Raw genomic sequence first — 19,543 nt, forward strand, 5'->3', positions numbered from 1 at the left:
TGCTGCCGAACCCCTACCCGACACCCTGTGAGGCCTGACATGGCGGACGAGCAGAAACTGCGCGACTACCTCAAGCGCGTCACGGCCGAACTGCACCAGGCCCGGCAACGGCTGCAGTCCGCCGAGGCGGCCGACCGCCAGCCGATCGCGATCGTCGGCATGGCCTGTCGGCTGCCCGGCGGAGTGGACGGCCCGGACGCGCTCTGGCGGCTGGTGTCCGAGGGCGTGGACGCCGTCTCCGCCTTCCCCGAGGACCGCGGCTGGGACGTCGGCGAGGACGCCGGATTCGCCCGCAGCGGCGGCTTCCTGCACGACGCGGACGGCTTCGACCCGACGCTGTTCGGCATCTCGCCGCGCGAGGCGACCGCCATGGACCCGCAGCACCGGCTGCTGCTGGAGGCCTGCTGGGAGGCGTGCGAGCGCGGCGGCGTCGACCCGTACGCGCTGCGCGGCAGCCGCACCGGGGTGTTCGCCGGGCTGATGTACCGGGACTACGCGGCCCGCATGATCGACGTCCCCGAGGGGGTGGACGCCTACCTCGGCATCGGCAACATGAGCAGCGTCGCCACCGGCCGGATCTCCTACACCCTCGGCCTGGAGGGCCCGGCGGTCACCATCGACACCGCCTGCTCCTCCTCGCTGGTCGCCCTGCACCTGGCCTGCCAGTCGCTGCGCTCCGGCGAGACCACGATGGCCTTCGCGGGCGGCGCCACCGTGATGGCCTCCCCGGACACCTTCACCGGTTTCGCCCGGCAGGGCGGGCTCTCCTCGGACGGCCGCTGCAAGTCCTACGGCGCCGGCGCGGACGGCACCGGCTGGGCCGAGGGCGTCGGGATGCTGCTGCTGGAGCGGCTCTCGGACGCCCGGCGGCTCGGCCACCAGGTGCTCGCGGTGGTCCGGGGCAGCGCGGTCAACCAGGACGGCGCCTCCAGCGGCCTGACCGCGCCCAACGGCCCCGCCCAGCAGCGGGTCATCGAGGACGCGCTGGCCAGTGCGCGGCTCACCACGCTGGACGTGGACGTCGTCGAGGGCCACGGCACCGGCACCCGGCTGGGCGACCCGATCGAGATCCAGGCCCTGCTGGCGACCTACGGCCAGGACCGGCCCGAGGACCGGCCGCTGCGGCTGGGCTCGGTGAAGTCCAACCTCGGCCACACCCAGGCCGCCGCCGGCGTGGCGGGCGTGATCAAGATGGTGCAGGCGATGCGCCACGGCACCATGCCGCGCAGCCTGCACGCCGAGCAGCCGACCCCGCAGGTCGACTGGTCGGCCGGCGCGGTGCGGCTGCTGACCGAGGCCGAGCCCTGGCCCGAGCTGGACCGGCCGCGCCGCGCCGGCGTCTCCTCCTTCGGCATCAGCGGCACCAACGCCCACGTCGTCCTGGAGCAGGCCCCGGAGGCCGAGGCCCCGGCCGATCCCGGGCAGCCGGCCCCCGGCGTGGTGCCCTGGCTGCTGGCGGCCCGCACCACCGAGGCGCTGCGCGCCCAGGCCGGTCGGCTGCACGCCTTCGTCGCCGACACCGAGCCCGACCCGGTCGACGTCGGCCGCTCGCTGCTCTCCCGGGCGCCGCTGGAGCGGCGCGCCGTCGTGCTCGGCGCCGACCGGGACCGCCTGGCCGACGCGCTCGCCGCGCTGGCCGGGGACCTGCCCGACAAGGCCGTGGTCACCGGGGTGGCGGGGGAGGGCCGCAGCGCCTTCCTGTTCACCGGCCAGGGCGCCCAGCGGACCGGGATGGGCCGCGAGCTGTACGAGGCCTTCCCGGTGTTCCAGCGGGCCTTCGACGCGGTCTGCGCCGAGCTGGACCCGCGCCTGGAGCACTCCGTCAAGGACGTGGTGTTCGGCGGGAGCCGGGACCTCCACCAGACGGTGTGGGCCCAGGCCGGGCTGTTCGCGCTGGAGGTGGCCCTGTTCCGGCTGTTCGAGTCCTTCGGGGTGCTGCCGGACTTCCTGCTCGGCCACTCGATCGGCGAGGTGGCGGCGGCGCACTGCGCCGGGGTGCTGACCCTGGCGGACGCCTGCGCGCTGGTCGCCGCGCGCGGCCGGCTGATGCAGGCGCTCCCGGCCGGCGGGGCGATGCTCGCCGTGCAGGCCACCGAGCCCGAGGTGGCGGCGGCCCTCGCGGCCGTCACCGGCACCGCGGACGTGGCCGCGCTCAACAGCCGCGGCTCGGCGGTGGTCTCGGGCACGGCGGACACCATCGACGAACTCGCCGCCCACTGGACGGCCGAGGGCCGCAAGACCAGTCGGCTGACGGTCTCGCACGCCTTCCACTCGGCCCTGATGGAGCCGATGCTGGACGAGTTCCGGGCCGTCCTCGCGACGCTCTCCTTCGCCGAGCCCCGCATCCCGATCGTCTCCACCCTCACCGGCGCGGTGGAGGACGAGCTGCTGCGCACCCCCGACTACTGGGCGCGGCAGGTCCGCGAGACCGTTCGCTTCGCCGACGGCGTCGAATGCCTCAAGACCCAGGGGGTCGGCCGGTTCGTGGAACTCGGCCCCGACGGCGTGCTCACGGCGATGGCCCGCGAGAGCCTGCCCGAGTCGGCGCTCACCACGACGGCGCTGCGCGGCAGCTGGCACGACACCGGGGTGTTCGTCACCGCGCTCGCCGACCTGTGGACCCGCGGCACCGCGGTCGACTGGCAGGTGCTCTTCGACGGCCACGGCCGCCGGGTTGAGCTGCCGGTCTACCCCTTCCAGCACGAGAAGTACTGGCTCCACCCGGTGGCCGCGCCGGCCGGCGGGCCCGTCGACCCGGGCCTGTGGGCGGCGCTGGCCGGCGAGGACGCCGACGCGATCGCCGACCGGCTCGACGTGACCGACCCCGGGGTCCGGGCCTCGCTGCGCACCGCGCTGCCGCTGCTGTCCGACTGGCACCGGCGCGACCGCGAGGAGGCCGAGGTCGCGGGCTGGCGCTACCACGTCGGCTGGGAGCCCGTTCCGGACGCCCCGGCCCCCGCCCTCACCGGCGACTGGCTGCTGGTCGTGCCCGCCGCGCCGGCCGACGACGAGCGGGTGCGCGCCCACCGGGACGGCCTGACCCGGCACGGCGCCACGGTGGTGACGGTGCCGGTCGCGGCGGACGCCGCCGACCGGACCGACCTGGCCGTCCGGCTGCGGCAGGCCGTCGGCGACGGGCGGCGGCCCGCCGGAGTGCTCTCCCTGCTGGCGCTGGAGACCGGGCCGCACCCCGAGGTGCCGGCGCTCCCCGGGGGCACGGCCACCACGCTGCTGCTCGTCCAGGCGCTGCTGGACGCCGGGATCGACGGCCCGCTGTGGTGCGTGACCGAGGGCGCGGTGTCCACCGGCGACCACGAGCCGCCCGCCGAGCCGGGCCAGGCGCCGGTCTGGGGCCTGGGCCGGGTCGCCGCCCTGGAGCACCCGCAGCTGTGGGGCGGTCTGATCGACCTTCCCGCCGGGGCCGAGGAGGAGGACTTCGACGCGCTGGCCGGCCTGCTGACCGCCGCCGACGGCGAGGACCAGCTGGCGGTCCGCCCGGAGGGCGTCTTCGCCCGCCGGCTGCTGCCCGCCCCGACGGCCGACCCGGAGGCGCCCGCGTGGCAGCCGCGCGGCACCGTCCTGGTGACCGGCGGCACCGGCGCGCTCGGCGGGCAGGTGGCCCGGTGGCTGGCCGCCGGCGGCGCCGAGCACCTGGTGCTGGTCAGCCGGGGCGGCCGCGGCGCCCCCGGGCTGGCCGGGCTGGAGGCCGAGCTGACGGAGCTCGGCGCCCGGGTCACGGTGGTCGCCTGCGATCTGTCGGACCGCGCGGACGCTGCCCGGCTGGTCGCCGAACTCGACGCGATGGAACCGAAGTTGAGGGCCGTCGTGCACGCCTCGGGGGTCAGCGCCTCGGCGCCGCTCGCCGACACCACCTTCGCGGAACTCGACCGGACCGCGGCCGGCAAGGTCGCGGGCGCCCGGCACCTGGACGAACTGCTCGACCAGCGCCGGCTGGACGCGGTCGTGCACTTCTCCTCCATCGCGGGCGTCTGGGGCGTCGGCGAACAGGCCTGCTACGCGGCCGCCAACGCCTACCTCGACGCCCTGGCGCAGCGGCGCGACGCCGAGGGCGTGCGCGCGCTGGCCGTCGCCTGGGGGCCGTGGGACGGCGGCGGCATGGTCGACCAGGCGATCAAGGAGCCGATGCGCCGGCGCGGCATCTCGCTGCTGGCGCCGGACCGGGCGATGCACGCCCTGCAGCGGGCGCTGGACCTGGACACCGGAGCGGTCACCGTCGCCGACATCGCCTGGGAGCAGTTCGTCCCCGCGTTCACCGCGCTGCGGCCCAACCGGTTCTTCGCCGAACTGCCCGAGGTCCGGGCGCTCGCCGCGGTCACCGTCACCGAGGGCGAGGACCGGAACCGGCTCGCCGCCCTGCGCGAGCGGCTGGCCGCCCTGCCGGGCGCCGACCGCGAGCCCGTCCTGCTGGACCTGGTCCGCACCCACGCGGCCGTGGTGCTCGGGCACGACGGCCCGGCCGCGATCGACGTCGACCGGCCGTTCCGGGACTTCGGCTTCGACTCGCTGGCCGCCGTCGAACTGCGCAACCGGCTCGGCGAGGCCACCGGCCTGCCGCTGCCCGCCACCGTGGTGTTCGACCACCCGACGCCCGCGATGCTGGCCGCCCACCTGCTGGGCGAGGCGCTGCCCGACGACGCGGCGGCGGCCCTGCCCTCCACGGCGGAGCTGGACCTGCTCGAAGAGGTGCTGCTGGCCCGGGCGGAGGACGACGTGGACCGGGTCCGGGTGGTCCTGCGGCTGGAGGCGCTGCTCACCCGCCACCGGGGCGCGGGCGGCGACGACCCGGTCGCCTTCGACGACCTGCGGGACCAGCTCAGCAGGGCCAGCAACGAAGAGCTCTTCGACGTGATCGACCGGGATCTCGGCCTCTCGTGAGCAGGGGTGCGTGGTGGCCGGGGACAATCTTGGAAGGCGGCAGTTTCGATGGCAGATGATGCGCGGCCGATGGCGGACGACGCCCAGCGGCTCCGCGACTACCTCACCCGGGTGGTCGCCGAGCTGCAACACACCCGCCGGCGGGTCCGGGACCTGGAGTCCGCGGCGGGCGAACCGATCGCCATCGTCGGGATGAGTTGCCGCTACCCGGGCGACGTGCGCTCCCCGGACGACCTGTGGCGGCTGGTCAGCACCGGCCAGGACCCGATTGGTCCGCTGCCCGCGAACCGCGGCTGGGACCTCTCGCCGGCCGACGAGCCGTCCTGGGCGGGCGGATTCGTCGAGGACGCCGGGGAGTTCGACGCGGACCTGTTCGGCATCTCGCCGCGCGAGGCGCTGGCGATGGACCCCCAGCAGCGGCTGCTGCTGGAGACCTCCTGGAAGGCCTTCGAGGACGCCGGGCTCGACCCGCTGTCGCTGCGGGGCTCCAGCACCGGTGTCTTCGTCGGCGTCACCTCGGTCAGCTACGGCCCCGGGATGGACCTGCCGGAGGACGTGGCCGGCCACCTGATGACCGGCACCGCCTCCAGCATCGCCTCCGGCCGGGTGTCGTACACCTTCGGCCTGGAGGGCCCGGCGGTCACCGTGGACACCGCCTGTTCCTCCTCCCTGGTCGCGCTGCACCTGGCTGTCCAGTCGCTGCGCGAGGGCGGTTGCGACCTGGCGCTGGTCGGCGGCGTCACGGTGATGACCACCCCGATGCAGATCGTCGAGTTCGGCCGCCAGGGCGGTCTGGCCTCGGACGGCCGCTGCAAGGCGTTCTCCGACGAGGCCGACGGCGCGGGCTGGTCCGAGGGCATCGGCCTGCTGCTGGTCGAACGGCTCAGCGACGCGCGGCGCCGCGGCCACCAGGTGCTCGCGGTGGTCCGCGGCAGCGCGATCAACCAGGACGGCGCCTCCAACGGCCTCACCGCCCCGAACGGCCCGGCGCAGGAACGGGTGATCCGACGGGCGCTGGCCAACGCCCGGCTGAGCGTCGAGGACGTGGACGCCGTGGAGGGCCACGGCACCGGCACCCGGCTCGGCGACCCGATCGAGGCCCGGGCGCTGCTGGCGACCTACGGGCGCGGCCGATCCGCCGAACGCCCGCTCTGGCTCGGCTCGATCAAGTCCAACATCGGCCACACCCAGTCCGCCGCCGGGGTGGCGGGCGTGATCAAGATGGTCATGGCGATGCGCGACGGCACCCTGCCGCCCACGCTGCACGCGCAACGGCCGTCCGCCCAGGTCGACTGGTCGCCCGGCACGGTCCGGCTGCTGACCGAGCCGCGGCCGTGGCCGGCCGCCGACCGGCCCCGCCGCTCGGCGGTCTCCTCGTTCGGGATGAGCGGAACCAACGCCCACGTCATCCTGGAGCAGGCCCCGGAGCCCGAGCCCGTCGAGCCCGCCGCCGCACCCGCCGAGGGAACCGCCCCCGCCGAGGGCACCGGGCCCGCGCTCACCGCCGGCCCGCTGCCGTGGCCGCTGGCCGCGAAGACGGCGGACGGGCTGCGCGGCCAGGCCGTCCGGCTGCGCGACGCCATGACCGCGGACGACGCCCCGCGGCCGGTGGACGTCGCCCGCTCCCTGCTGACCCGGGCCGCGCTGCCCAGCCGCGCCGTGGTGCTCGGCGCCGAGCGCGCGGAACTGCTGGCCGGCCTGCAGGCGCTGGCCGACGGGGAGTCGGCGGCCAACCTGGTGCGCGGCGAGGCCGCCGGCGGCACCGGGGTGGTCTTCGTCTTCCCCGGCCAGGGCAGCCAGTGGGCCGCGATGGCCCGTGAACTCCTGGACGCCTCACCGGCGTTCCGGCAACGGCTGGAGCAGTGCGGGGCGGCGCTCGCGCCGTACGTCCCCTGGTCGCTGTCCGAGGTGCTGGGCGGCGCGCCGGACGCCCCCGACCTGAGCCGGGTGGACGTCGTCCAGCCGGTGCTCTGGGCGGTCATGGTGTCGCTGGCCGAGGCCTGGCGCTCGGTCGGCGTCCGCCCGGCCGCGGTCGTCGGCCACTCCCAGGGCGAGATCGCGGCGGCCTGCGTCGCCGGTGGCCTGACGCTGGAGGACGGCGCCCGGGTCGTGGCGCTGCGCAGCCGGGCGCTCGCCGCCCTCGCCGGCCGCGGCGGCATGGTCTCGCTGCCCGTCGGCCGGGAGCGGGCCACCGAGCTGATCGCCCCCTGGGGCGAGGGCCTCTGCGTCGCGGCGGAGAACGGCCCCGCCTCCACCGTGGTCTCCGGCGAGGCCGGCCCCGTCGAGGAGCTGCTGGCGCTCTGCGAGGCCCGGGAGGTGCGCGCCCGTCGCATCCCGGTGGACTACGCCTCGCACTCCCCGCAGGTCGAGGAGCTGCGCGAGCGCATCCTCGCCGACCTCGCGCCGATCACCCCCGGCTCCAGCGGCATCGCCTTCTACTCGACCGTCACCGGCGCGCCCATCGACACCGCGCGGATGGACGCCGGCTACTGGTACGACAACCTGCGCTCCACCGTCCGCTTCGAGCAGGCCACCCGCGCCCTGCTGGCCGACGGCCGCTCGGTGTTCGTGGAGAGCAGCCCGCACCCGGTGCTCACCATCGGCATCCAGGACACCGCGGACCAGGTGGGCACCCCGGTGACGGTCACCGGCACGCTGCGCCGCGAGGACGGCGGCCCGGACCGCCTCCTGGCGGGCGCCGCCGAGCTGTGGACCGCCGGGGTCGCCGTCGACTGGTCGGCGGCCTTCGCCGGCGGCACGCGCACCGCGCTGCCCACGTACGCCTTCCAGCGCCGCCGCTACTGGCCCGACCCGCTGCCCGCCCCGGCGCGGGCGGCCGGGGGCGGCGACCCCGCCGAGAGCGGGTTCTGGGACGCCGTCGAGCGCGGCGACGCCGAGGAACTGGCCGCCACCCTGCGGCTGGACGAGGCGCCCGGGGTCCTGGACGCGGTGCTGCCCGCGCTGGCCGGCTGGCACCGCGGCCGCCGCCGGGGCGCGACCGTCGACTCCTGGCGCTACCGGGTCACCTGGACCCCCGTCCCCGACCTGCCCGCGCACCCCCGGCTGGGCGGCCGCTGGCTGCTCGCCCTCCCGGCGGGCGGGAACGGCGGGGAGGTCGCCGAGCTGCTGCGCTCGGCCGGGGCCGAGGTGGTCGAGCTGACCGTCGCCGCCGACGCCGACCGTACGGAGCTCGCCGAACGGCTGGGCGCCGCCGGCTCCGCCACGGGTGTGGTCTCGCTGCTGGCGAGCGCCGGGGACGCACCGCAGGCCCCGGCCGGGCCGGCCGCGACCGTCACCCTGCTCCAGGCCCTCGGCGACGCCGACCTCGACGCGCCGCTCTGGTCGCTCACCGGCGGCGCGGTGTCGATCGGCCGGGCGGACCCGCTGCGCAGCCCCGTCCAGGCGCTGGCCTGGGGCCTCGGCCGGGTCGCCGCGCTGGAGTACCCGCGCCGCTGGGGCGGTCTGATCGACCTTCCGGCCGTCCTGGACGCCCGGGCCGGAGCCCGGCTGGTGGCGCTGCTCGGCGGCGCCGCCGGGGGCGAGGACCAACTCGCCGTACGCGGCTCCGGGGTGTTCGCCCGCCGCCTGGCCCGCGCCCCGCGCGCGGCCGGGACGACGCTCGAACTGCCCGGCTCGGTGCTGGTCACCGGCGGTACCGGCGCGCTCGGCGCGGTCGTCGCCCGCTGGCTGGCCGGCCGCGGCGTGCCGCACCTGACCCTGCTCGGCCGGCGCGGCACGGCGGCGCCGGGCGTGGCGGACCTGGTCGCGGAGCTGACCGCACTGGGCACCCGGGTGACCGTGGCCGCCTGCGACCTGACCGACCGGGAGTCGCTGGCCGGCGTGCTGGCGCGGATCCCGGCGGAGTTCCCGCTGGTCGGCGTGGTGCACGCGGCCGGCGTCGGCCAGGCCATGATGCTGGACCGCACCGGCCCGGCGGAGCTGGCCGAGGTGCTCGGCGGCAAGGTCGCCGGCGCGCTGCACCTGGACGAGCTGACCCGGGGCCTGGACCTGCGGATGTTCGTCACCTTCGGTTCGGGCGCCGGCATCTGGGGCAGCGGCGGCCAGGCGGCCTACGCGGCCGCGAACGCCTACCTGGACGCGCTGGTCCTCCGGCGCCGGGCCGAAGGCCTGCCCGGCACCTCGGTCTCCTGGGGCGCCTGGGGCGAGGTGGGCATGGTGTCGACCGACGCCGTCCGCGACCACCTGCGCGAGCGCGGCATGGTGCCGATGGACCCGGACCTGGCGATCGAGGCGCTGGCCGGGGCCGTCGACGCGGGCGAGGACTGCCTGACCGTCGCCGACATCGACTGGCCCCGCTTCGTCGACACCTTCACCGCCACCCGGGTCAGCCCGCTGCTGGCCGACCTCCCCGAGGCGCGGACGGCGGACGAGGAGCCGGCCGGGGAGGACCGGCGCCCGGACCTCGGCCGCCGGCTCGCCCCGCTGCCCGAGGCGCAGCGCCGGCAGATCCTGCTGGACCTGGTCCGCACCGAGGTCGCCGCGGTGCTCAAGCACCCGGACGTCCGGGCCGTCGAGGCCGCGCGGACGTTCAAGGACCTGGGCTTCGAGTCGCTCACGGCGGTCGAGCTGCGCAACCGGCTGAACCGGGAGACCGGCCTGCGGCTGCCCGCGACCATGGTGTTCGACCACCCGACGCCGACCGCCCTGGTGGCCTACCTGGAACGGGAGTTGGACCTCGGTGCCGAGGCGGTCCCGGCCGGCGCCGAGCCGGCGGCGGTCCCGGCCGGCCTGGACGAGCCGATCGCGATCGTCGGCATCGGCTGCCGCTTCCCCGGCGGCGTCCGCTCGCCCGAGGACCTGTGGACCCTGGTGGCCGACGGCGCCGACGCGCTGTCCTCCTTCCCCGTCGACCGCGGCTGGCCGGACCGGGTGCCGGGCGTGGACAGCGCCGTCGGCGGCTTCGTGGACGACGCCACCGAGTTCGACGCCGGGCTGTTCGGCATCTCGCCGCGCGAGGCGCTGGCGATGGACCCGCAGCAGCGGCTGCTGCTGGAGGCCTCCTGGGAGGCCTTCGAGGACGCCGGCATCGATCCGCACGAGGTGCGCGGCAGCCGGACGGGCGTCTTCGCGGGCGCCTCGTCCTCGGGCTACGGCCACGGCCAGCTGCTCGACGGGGTCGAGGGGCACGTGCTGTCCGGCACCGCCAACAGCGTGATCTCGGGCCGCGTCTCGTACGTGTTCGGCCTGGAGGGTCCGGCGGTCACGGTGGACACGGCCTGTTCCTCCTCGCTGGTGGCGCTGCACCTCGCGGTGCAGGCGCTGCGGGTGGGCGAGTGCGGCATGGCGCTGGCCGGCGGCGTCGCCGTGATGGTGAACGCCGGCGCGTTCGGCGAGTTCAACCGGCAGGGCGGCCTGGCCTCGGACGGCCGCTGCAAGGCCTTCGCGGCCGGTGCGGACGGTACGGGCTGGGGCGAGGGCGTCGGTGTGCTGGTGCTGGAGCGGCTCTCCGACGCGCAGCGCAACGGGCACCAGGTGCTCGCGGTGGTGCGGGGCAGCGCGGTCAACCAGGACGGCGCGTCGAACGGCCTCACCGCGCCGAACGGCCCCTCGCAGGAGCGGGTGATCCGGCAGGCCCTCGCCAACGCGGGGCTGGCGGTATCGGACGTGGACGCGGTGGAGGCGCACGGCACCGGCACCCGGCTGGGTGACCCGATCGAGGCGCAGGCACTGCTGGCGACCTACGGCCGGGACCGGGCCGGTGAGCCGCTCTGGCTGGGCTCGGTGAAGTCCAACCTGGGGCATACCCAGGCGGCGGCCGGTGTGGCGGGTGTGATCAAGATGGTGCAGGCGCTGCGGCACGGCGTGCTGCCGGCCACCCTGCACGTGGACGAGCCGACGCCGCAGGTGGACTGGTCGGCGGGCGCGGTGGAACTGCTCACCGAGGCCCGGCCGTGGTCGCCGGGCGAACGCCCGCGCCGGGCGGGCGTGTCCGCCTTCGGGATCAGCGGGACCAACGCCCACGTCCTGCTGGAGCAGGCGCCGCCCGTCGAGGAGACGGCGCCGGTCGAGGAGGCCGCCGGGCCGACGCCGTGGGTGGTGTCGGCGCAGAGCGCCGGGGCGTTGAAGGCCCAGGCGGCGCGGCTGGCCGGGGCGTTGGACACCGACGCCCGTCCGCAGGACGTGGCGTGGTCGCTGGCGACCGGGCGGGCCGGGCTGGCCCACCGCGCGGTGGTGCTCGGCGACGGCCGGGCGGCGCTGCTGGAGGGTCTGGCGGCGCTGGCGGCGGGCGAGCCGTCGGCGCGGGTGGTCGCGGGCGTCACGGCCGAGGGCCGGACGGCGTTCCTGTTCACCGGTCAGGGCGCGCAGCGGGTCGGCATGGGTGCCGGGTTGTACGAGGTGTTCCCGGTGTTCGCCGAGGCCTTCGACGCGGTCTGCGCGGAGTTCGACCTGCTGCTGGACCGTCCGGTGAAGGACGTCGTCTTCGTGGGTGCGGAGGACCTGGACCGTACGGTGTGGGCGCAGGCCGGGCTGTTCGCGGTCGAGGTGGCGCTGTTCCGGCTGCTGGAGTCCTGGGGCGTGGTCCCGGACGTGCTGCTCGGGCACTCGATCGGTGAGGTGGCGGCGGCCCAGGTGGCGGGCGTCCTCTCGCTGCCGGACGCGTGCGCCCTGGTGGCGGCGCGCGGCCGTTTGATGGACGCGCTGCCGAGCGGCGGGGCGATGCTGGCGGTGCAGGCCGGCGAGGCCGAGGTCCGCGAGGCGATCGGCGACCGGCTGGACGTTGCGGCCGTCAACGGGCCTGCCTCGGTGGTGGTTTCGGGGCCGGCGGAGGTGGTCGAGGAGTTCGCGGCGCGCTGGTCGGCCGAGGGCCGCAAGACCCGTCGCTTGGCCGTCTCGCACGCCTTCCACTCGGCCCTGATGGAGCCGATGCTCGCCGAATTCGCCTCCGTTCTGGCCGACTTGACCTTCGCCGAGCCGAAGGTCCCGATCGTGTCGACGCTGACCGGCTCGCCCGCCGAGCCGGGTCTGCTGACCACGCCGGAGTACTGGGTGCGCCAGGTCCGCGAGGCCGTCCGCTTCGCCGATGGCGTCGAGGCCCTGCACGGCCGGGGCGTGACCCGCTTCCTGGAGGTCGGCCCGGACGGCGTACTGACCGCTCTCGCCGCCCCGTTGGTACCCGACGCCGTGGGCGCGCCGCTGCTGCGCAGGGACCGGGACGAGCACGAGAGCGCTCTGGCCGCCCTGGCCGCGCTCTGGACGGCGGGCGCCGCGATCGACTGGTCCGCGGTGCTGCCCGCCGGCCGGCGTGTCGCCCTGCCGACGTACGCCTTCCAGCGCGAGCGCTACTGGCCCCGGTCCATCGACCTGGGGAGCCTCGTGGCCGACCCGGCCGAGGCCCGGTTCTGGCGGGCGGTCGAGAACCAGGACCTGGCCGGGCTGGCCGAGGCGCTGGAGATCGGCCGGGCACCCGAGGAGCTGGAGTCCGTCCTGCCGGTGCTGTCCTCGTGGCGGCAGCGCCGCCAGGTCGACTCGGTGGTGGACTCCTGGCGCTACGAGGTGGTCTGGAAGCCGCTGACCGGCCTCACGGAGACCCTCCTGTCGGGGCGCTGGCTGCTGGTGACGGCCGAGGGGGCACCCGTGGAGGCCGTCGAAGCGGCACTGCGGGCCGCCGGCGCGGACGTGGTGACGCTGGCCGGCGAGGGCCTCGGCCGGAAGGAACTGGCCGACCGTGTCCGCGAGTCGGCCGCCGAGGGCGAGCCGGTGAACGTGCTCTCCCTGCTCGCCGTGGCCGAGCAGCCGCAGGGCCCGGGCTCGCAGGTGTCCTCCGGCGTGGCCGGGACGCTGACGCTGGTCCAGGCACTGGGCGACGCGGGCGTCCGGGCCAGGCTCTGGTCGGCGACCGTCGGTGCGGTGTCGGTGGGCCGGGCGGACCGGTCGGTGAGCCCGGCGCAGGCGCAGATCTGGGGTCTGGGCCGGGTGGCCGCACTGGAACTGCCGGACCTGTGGGGCGGGTTGGTCGACCTTCCGCCGGTGCTGGACGAGCGGGCCGGCCGCCGGCTGGTGGCGGTGCTCGGCGGTGCCGAGGACCAGGTCGCCGTGCGCTCCTCGGGCGTCTACGGGCGCCGGGTGGTGCGGGCCGCGCAGCGGAGCGGCCGCGGCGGCGTTTGGACCCCGTCCGGGACGGTGCTGGTGACCGGCGGTCTGGGTGCGCTGGGTGCGGAGGTGGCGCGTTGGCTGGCCGGGCGCGGGGTGCCGCACCTGGTGCTGACCGGCCGTCGTGGCGAGCGGACGCCGGGCGCCGCCGAGCTGGTGGCCGAACTGACCGGTCTGGGTGCCCGGGTGACGGTCGCCGCCTGTGACGTGGCGGACCGTGACGCGGTCGCCGCCGTCCTGGCCGCGGTGCCCGCCGAGCTGCCGCTCACGGGCGTGGTGCACACCGCGGGCGTGGTGGACGACGGCGTGCTGGACGGCGAGACGGTCGAGCGGTTCGAGCCGGTCTTCGCCGGCAAGGTCGGCGGCGCCGATCTGCTGGACGAGCTGACGGCCGGTCCGGAGCTCGATCTGTTCGTGGTCTTCTCCTCGGTCGCGGCGACCTGGGGCAGTGGTGGTCAGGGCGCCTACGCGGCGGCCAACGCCCACTTGGACGCCCTGGTGCAGCGGCGCCGGGCGCGGGGTCTGCGGGGCACGTCGGTGGCCTGGGGGCCGTGGGCGGGTGAGGGCATGGCCGCCCAGGGAGACGCCGCCGACCAGCTGCGCCGTCGTGGCCTGGCCGTGATGGACCCGGAGTTGGCGGTGTCGGCCCTGGCACGGGCGGTGGACGCGGACGAGGTCTGTGTGACCGTCGCGGACGTGGACTGGCACCTGTTCGCGCCGGCCTTCACGGCCGTGCGCACCAGCCGGCTGCTGGCGGAGCTGCCGGAGGCCGTCGGCGCGCAGGCGCCGGTGGTCGAGGCCGTGGGGCGGTCCTCGGAGTTCCGGGAGCGGCTGGCGGAGACCGCGGCCGGGCACCGGGAGCGGATGCTGGTGGACCTGGTCCGGACCGGTGCGGCCGCCGTCCTCGGGCACGTTTCGATGGAGGCCGTGGACGCCGGTCAGGCGTTCCGCGACCTCGGCTTCGACTCGCTGACGGCGGTGGCCCTGCGCAACCTGCTGGTGAAGGAGACCGGGCTCCCGCTGTCGGCCACGCTGGTGTTCGACTATCCGACGCCGGTGGTGCTGGCGCGGCATCTGGCCGAGGAACTGCTGGAGTCGGTGCCCGAGGCGGCGGTGGCCGCGGAGCTGCCGCGCGCGGCGGTGTCCGCCGCTGAGGACCCGGTGGTGATCGTGGGCATGAGCGCCCGCTATCCGGGCGGGGTGCGGTCGGCGGCCGGGCTGTGGGACCTGGTCGCGGCCGGAGCCGACGGGGTCACCGGCTTCCCGACCGACCGCGGCTGGCCGCTCGACGCGGTCGGCGCCGCGGCGGCGCGCGGCGGCTTCGTGGAGAGCGTCACGGAGTTCGACGCCGGGCTGTTCGCGATCTCGCCGCGCGAGGCGCTGGCGATGGACCCGCAGCAGCGGATCCTGCTGGAGGCCTCCTGGGAGGCCTTCGAGGACGCCGGGATCGACCCGCGCTCGGTGCGCGGCGAGCAGATCGGCGTCTTCGTCGGAGCCTCCAGCTCCGGCTACGGTGCCGCCGGCGGCCTGGAGGAGGTCCAGGGCCATGTGCTGGCCGGGACGGCGAACAGTGTGATCTCCGGCCGGGTGGCGTACGCCTTCGGTCTGGAGGGTCCGGCCGTCACCGTGGACACGGCCTGTTCCTCCTCGCTGGTGGCCCTGCACTGGGCGGCGCAGGCGCTGCGCGAGGGCGACTGCGGGCTCGCGCTGGCCGGTGGTGTCACCGTGCTGGCCACCCCCGGGGTGTTCGGCGAGTTCGACCGCCAGGGCGGCCTGGCCGCCGACGGCCGCTGCAAGGCCTTCGCGGCCGGCGCGGACGGTACGGGCTGGGGCGAGGGCGTCGGTCTTCTGGTGCTGGAGCGGCTCTCGGACGCGCGCCGCAACGGGCACGAGGTGCTGGCGGTGGTGCGGGGCAGTGCGGTCAACCAGGACGGCGCGTCCAACGGCCTGACCGCGCCGAACGGTCCGGCTCAGCAGCGGGTGATCCGGCAGGCGCTGGCGAGTGCCGGGCTGTCGGCCGCCGAGGTGGACGCGGTCGAGGCGCACGGCACGGGCACCGTGCTGGGCGACCCGATCGAGGCCCAGGCGCTGCTGGCGACCTACGGCCGGGACCGCGACGGCGAGCCGCTCTGGCTCGGCTCGGTGAAGTCCAACATCGGCCACACCCAGGCCGCCGCGGGTGTCGCGGGCGTGATCAAGATGGTGCAGGCGATGCGCCACGGGGTGCTCCCGGCGACCCTGCACGTGGACGAGCCCAGCGCCGAGGTGGACTGGTCGGCGGGCGCGGTGGAACTGCTCACCGAGGCGCGCTCCTGGCCCGAGCTGGACCGGCCGCGCCGCGCGGGCGTGTCCTCCTTCGGCATCAGCGGCACCAACGCCCATGTGATCATCGAGCGCCCCGAGCCCGGGCCGGTGCCCGCGCCCGCGCCGGTGGCGGGGGCCGGCTCCGGCCCCGTCCCGTGGGCGCTGTCCGCCCGCACCGCCGAGGGGCTGCGCGGCCAGGCCGAACGGCTGCGCGAGCACGTGCGGGAGCACGGGACGACGGACCTCCGGGACGTCGGCCGCGCCCTGGCCACCACCCGCGCCGCGCTGGAGCACCGGGCGGTCGTCGTCGGCTCCGACCGTGAGGAACTGCTGCGCGGGCTGGCCGCCGTCGTCGACGGCGCGCCGAGCGCGGCCGTGGTCTCCGAGCGCGCGGGCGACGGCCGGGTGGCGTTCCTGTTCACCGGCCAGGGTGCGCAGCGGGCCGGGATGGGACGTGACCTCCACGCCCGCCACCCGGTGTTCGCGGAGGCCTTCGACGCGGTCTGCGCGGAGTTCGACCTGCTGCTGGACCGCTCGGTCAAGGACGTGGTGTTCGAGGGCACCGAGGACCTGGACCGTACGGTGTGGGCGCAGGCCGGGCTGTTCGCGGTCGAGGTGGCGCTGTTCCGGCTGCTCGAATCCTGGGGCGTGGTGCCGGAGTCGATGCTCGGCCACTCGATCGGCGAGATCGCCGCGGCGCACTGCGCCGGGGTCTTCCCGCTGCCGGACGCCTGCGCCCTGGTGGCCGCGCGCGGCCGGCTGATGGAGGCACTGCCCGAGGGCGGCGCGATGCTGGCGGTCCAGGCCACCGAGGCCGAGGTCCGCGAGGCGATCGGCGGCCGCCTGGACGTCGCGGCCGTCAACGGCCCGGCCGCCGTGGTGGTCTCCGGACCCGTCGAGGTGGTCGAGGAGTTCGCCGCGCGCTGGTCGGCGGCCGGGGTGAGGACGCGCCGGCTGGCCGTCTCGCACGCCTTCCACTCGGCCCTGATGGAGCCGATGCTGGACGACTTCGCGGCCGTCCTGAAGGGCCTGGCCTTCAGCGAGCCGGGCATCCCGGTGGTCTCCGCCCTGACCGGCGGGATCGCCGGGCCCGGCCTGCTCACCACCCCCGACTACTGGGTGCGCCAGGTCCGCGAGGCCGTCCGCTTCGCCGACGGCGTCGAGACCCTGCACGGCCAGGGCCTGACCCGGTTCGCCGAACTGGGCCCCGACGGCGTGCTGTCCGCGCTGGTGGCCCGGATCGTCCCGGACGCCGTCGGCGTGCCGCTGCTGCGCGAGGGACGGGACCACGTGCCGTCCGCCGTCGGGCGGCTCTGGACGGCCGGCGTGCCGGTGGACTGGGCGGCCGTGCTGCCCGGTGGCCGGCGGGTGGACCTGCCGACCTACGCCTTCCAGCGGGACCGCTACTGGCCGGAGCCGACGGCGGCGGCGCAGCCCGTCGACCCGGCGGAGGAACGGTTCTGGGAGGCGGTCGAGCGCGAGGACCTCGGCGAGCTGGCCGAGACTCTGGACGCCCGGCCGGAGGCCGTCGGGACGGCGCTGGCCGCGCTGTCCTCCTGGCGTCGCCGCCGTCGCCAGGACGCCCGCACCGACGCCTGGCGCCACCGGGTGCTGTGGCAGCCGGCCGCCGCGCCGTCCGGCCGGGCCGTGCTGGACGGGACCTGGCTGGTCGTCGCCCCGGAGGGCGAGGAGCTGGCGGCCGAGGCGCAGAGCAGCCTGGTCGCCGCCGGGGCCCGGACGCTGCGGCTGGCCGTCGACGGCGACGCGGGCGACGCGGGCGACGGAGCCCACGGAACCCACGGAACCCACGGAACCCACGGAACCCACGGAACCCACGGGACGGACCGCGCGGCGCTGGCCGCGCGGCTGCGGACCGTGCTCGACGGGGCCGGTGCGCTCGCCGGCGTGCTCGCGGTGCCCGGCGACCGGGTCGCCGAGCTGGCGACGCTCGCCCAGGCCCTGGACGACACCGGTCTGACCGCCCCGCTGTGGGCGATCACCGCCGGTGCGGTGTCGACCGGCCCGGCGGACCCGCCGGCCGACCCGGGCCAGGCCACCGTCTGGGGCCTCAGCCGCGGCCTCGACCTGGCCGGTCCGGACTGCTGGGGCGGAATCGTCGACCTCCCGGTGCGCCGGGACGCCGCCGCCTGGGACCGCCTCGCGCAGACGCTCACCGGACCGGAGCAGGAGGCCGCGATCCGCGACGGGCGGGTCCTCGCCCGCCGGCTGGTCCCGGCCCCGGCCGGGGCGGCGGCCGGGCAGGTGCGGTGGCCGGACACCGGCACCGTCCTGATCACCGGTGGCACCGGGGCGCTCGGCCGGCGGGTCGCCCGCCGGCTGGCCGACCTGGGCGTGCCGCGCCTGCTGCTGGTCGGCCGGCGCGGTGAGCGGGCGCCCGGCGTCGCCGACCTGCTCGCCGAGCTGCGGGCGGCCGGAACCGAGGCGACGGTGGCGGCCTGCGACGTCGCCGACCGGGCGGCGCTCGCCGGGCTGCTCGCCGCGGTCCCCGCCGAGCACCCGCTCACCGCGGTGGTGCACGCGGCCGGGGTCGGCGACGACACCACGGCCGACGCGCTCACCCCGGAGCGGATCGCCGAGGTGCTGCGGCCCACCGTGGACGGCGCCCGCCACCTGCACGAGCTGACCTCGGGTCTGGACCTGAGCGCCTTCGTGCTGTTCTCCTCGGTGGCCGGGGTCTGGGGTGCCGCCCAGCCCGCCCGGGCGGCGGCCAACGCCTACCTGGACGCGCTGGCCGAGGCCCGCCGGGCCGCCGGCCTGGCGGCCACCTCGATCGCCTGGGGGCCGTGGGCCGCCGCCGACGGGCTGACCGCCGACGCCGCCGGCCTGCTGGCCCGCACCGGGCTGCGGGCGCTGGACCCGGACGCGGCGCTCGACCTGCTCGCCCGTCTGCCCCGGGAGGCCTGCCTCACCGTCGCGGACGTCGACTGGGAGCGCTTCGCCGCCTCGTACACGCTCAGCCGGCCGCGCCGGCTGCTGGACGGGGTCCCGGCCGCACGGCGCACCGCCGGTACGGCCGACGAGCCCGTGCCGGCGGACGCGGCGGCGCTGCGCGAGCGGCTCGCCGGGCTGCCGGACGAGGAGCGGCACCGGGCCGTGCTCGACCTGGTCCGCGCCCACGCCGCCGGCGTGCTCGGGCACGACGGCGCCGAGGCGGTCGCACCGGAGCGGCCGTTCCTGGAACTGGGCGTCAACTCGCTCAGTGCGATCGAGCTGCGCGACCGGCTCCGGACGGCCGTCGGGGTGCCGCTGGAGAGCACCGTGGTGTTCGACAGCGGGACCGCGGCCGAGCTGGCCCGGCGGGTCCTGGCGGCCCTCGGCGGGTCCGCCGCCGCCGAGCCGCAGGAGCGGACCGGGATCCTGCGGACCCTGTACGCCGAGTCGATGCGGCAGAACAAGCTCCACAAGTACATGGAGTTCCTGTCCGACGCGGCCTCCTACCGGCCGATGTTCGACTCGCCCGAGGAGGTCACCGAGCCGCCCGCGCCGGTCTTCCTGGCGCGCGGGCCGAAGCGGCCGCGGGTGGTCTGCCACACCGGCATGTCGGCGCTGGGCGGCGTGCACGAGTTCGCCCGCTTCGCCGCCTCCTTCAACGGCAGCCACGACGTGATCGCGCTGCCGCTGCCCGGCTACCGGGACGGGGAGCAGCTGCCGGCCGGCCTGGAGGCCTCGCTGGACTGGCAGGCCAGGGCACTGGTCGAGGTCGCCGGGGACGCTCCGTTCGTGCTCCTCGGGCACTCCGGCGGCGGGCTGCTCGCCCACGCGCTGACCCGCCGGCTGGAGGCGATGGGCGTGCCGGTGGCCGGCGTGGTCCTGGTGGACACCTATCCGATGGACCGTCCGATGCACCAGGAGTGGCTGTCGGAGCTGACCGAGGGCACCTTCGGGCGTGAGGAGCTGGCCGTGCCGATGACCGACACCCGGCTCACCGCGCAGGCCTGGTACGGCCGGATGTACCTCGGCTTCCGGGCCGAGGAGGTCGCCGCCGCCACCCTGGTGGTCCGGGCCTCGGACCCGATCGGCGAGTGGACCCGGGAGGACGACTGGCGCGCCACCTGGGACCGGCCGCACCGTACGGTGGACGTCCCCGGCAACCACTTCACGGTGATGATGGAGCACGGCGCCACGACCGCCGCGGCCGTCCGGGAGTGGCTGGACACCCTGGTCGAGCCCGGTGGTGCGCGGGCCGCCGAAGGGTGACCGGACGCGGAAC

At 76.8% G+C, this 19,543-nt stretch carries 2 protein-coding genes; both read left to right on the forward strand.

Annotation, left to right across the window (positions count from 1 at the left end; all coding sequences use genetic code 11):
• Positions 1-27 precede the first annotated feature (27 nt).
• The gene (locus ACFVUY_RS07780; RefSeq protein WP_387728108.1) at positions 28-4,896 is read left to right on the forward strand and encodes a type I polyketide synthase; all 4,869 of its coding nucleotides are present in this window, start codon (positions 28-30) and stop codon (positions 4,894-4,896) included.
• Positions 4,897-4,944: 48 nt separating this feature from the next.
• A complete protein-coding gene (locus ACFVUY_RS07785; RefSeq protein ID WP_387728110.1) occupies positions 4,945-19,530 on the forward strand; it encodes a type I polyketide synthase in 14,586 nt (4,861 codons plus the stop codon).
• Positions 19,531-19,543: the final 13 nt, after the last annotated feature.

The sequence above is a fragment of the Kitasatospora sp. NPDC058063 genome (assembly GCF_042885395.1).
Classification (GTDB): domain Bacteria; phylum Actinomycetota; class Actinomycetes; order Streptomycetales; family Streptomycetaceae; genus Kitasatospora; species Kitasatospora lactacystinica.

Coding starts and splice junctions, on each gene's coding strand:
- ACFVUY_RS07785 (WP_387728110.1), top strand. CDS start 4,945: ATGGCAGATGATGCGCGGCCGATGGCGGACGACGCCCAGCGGCTCCGC.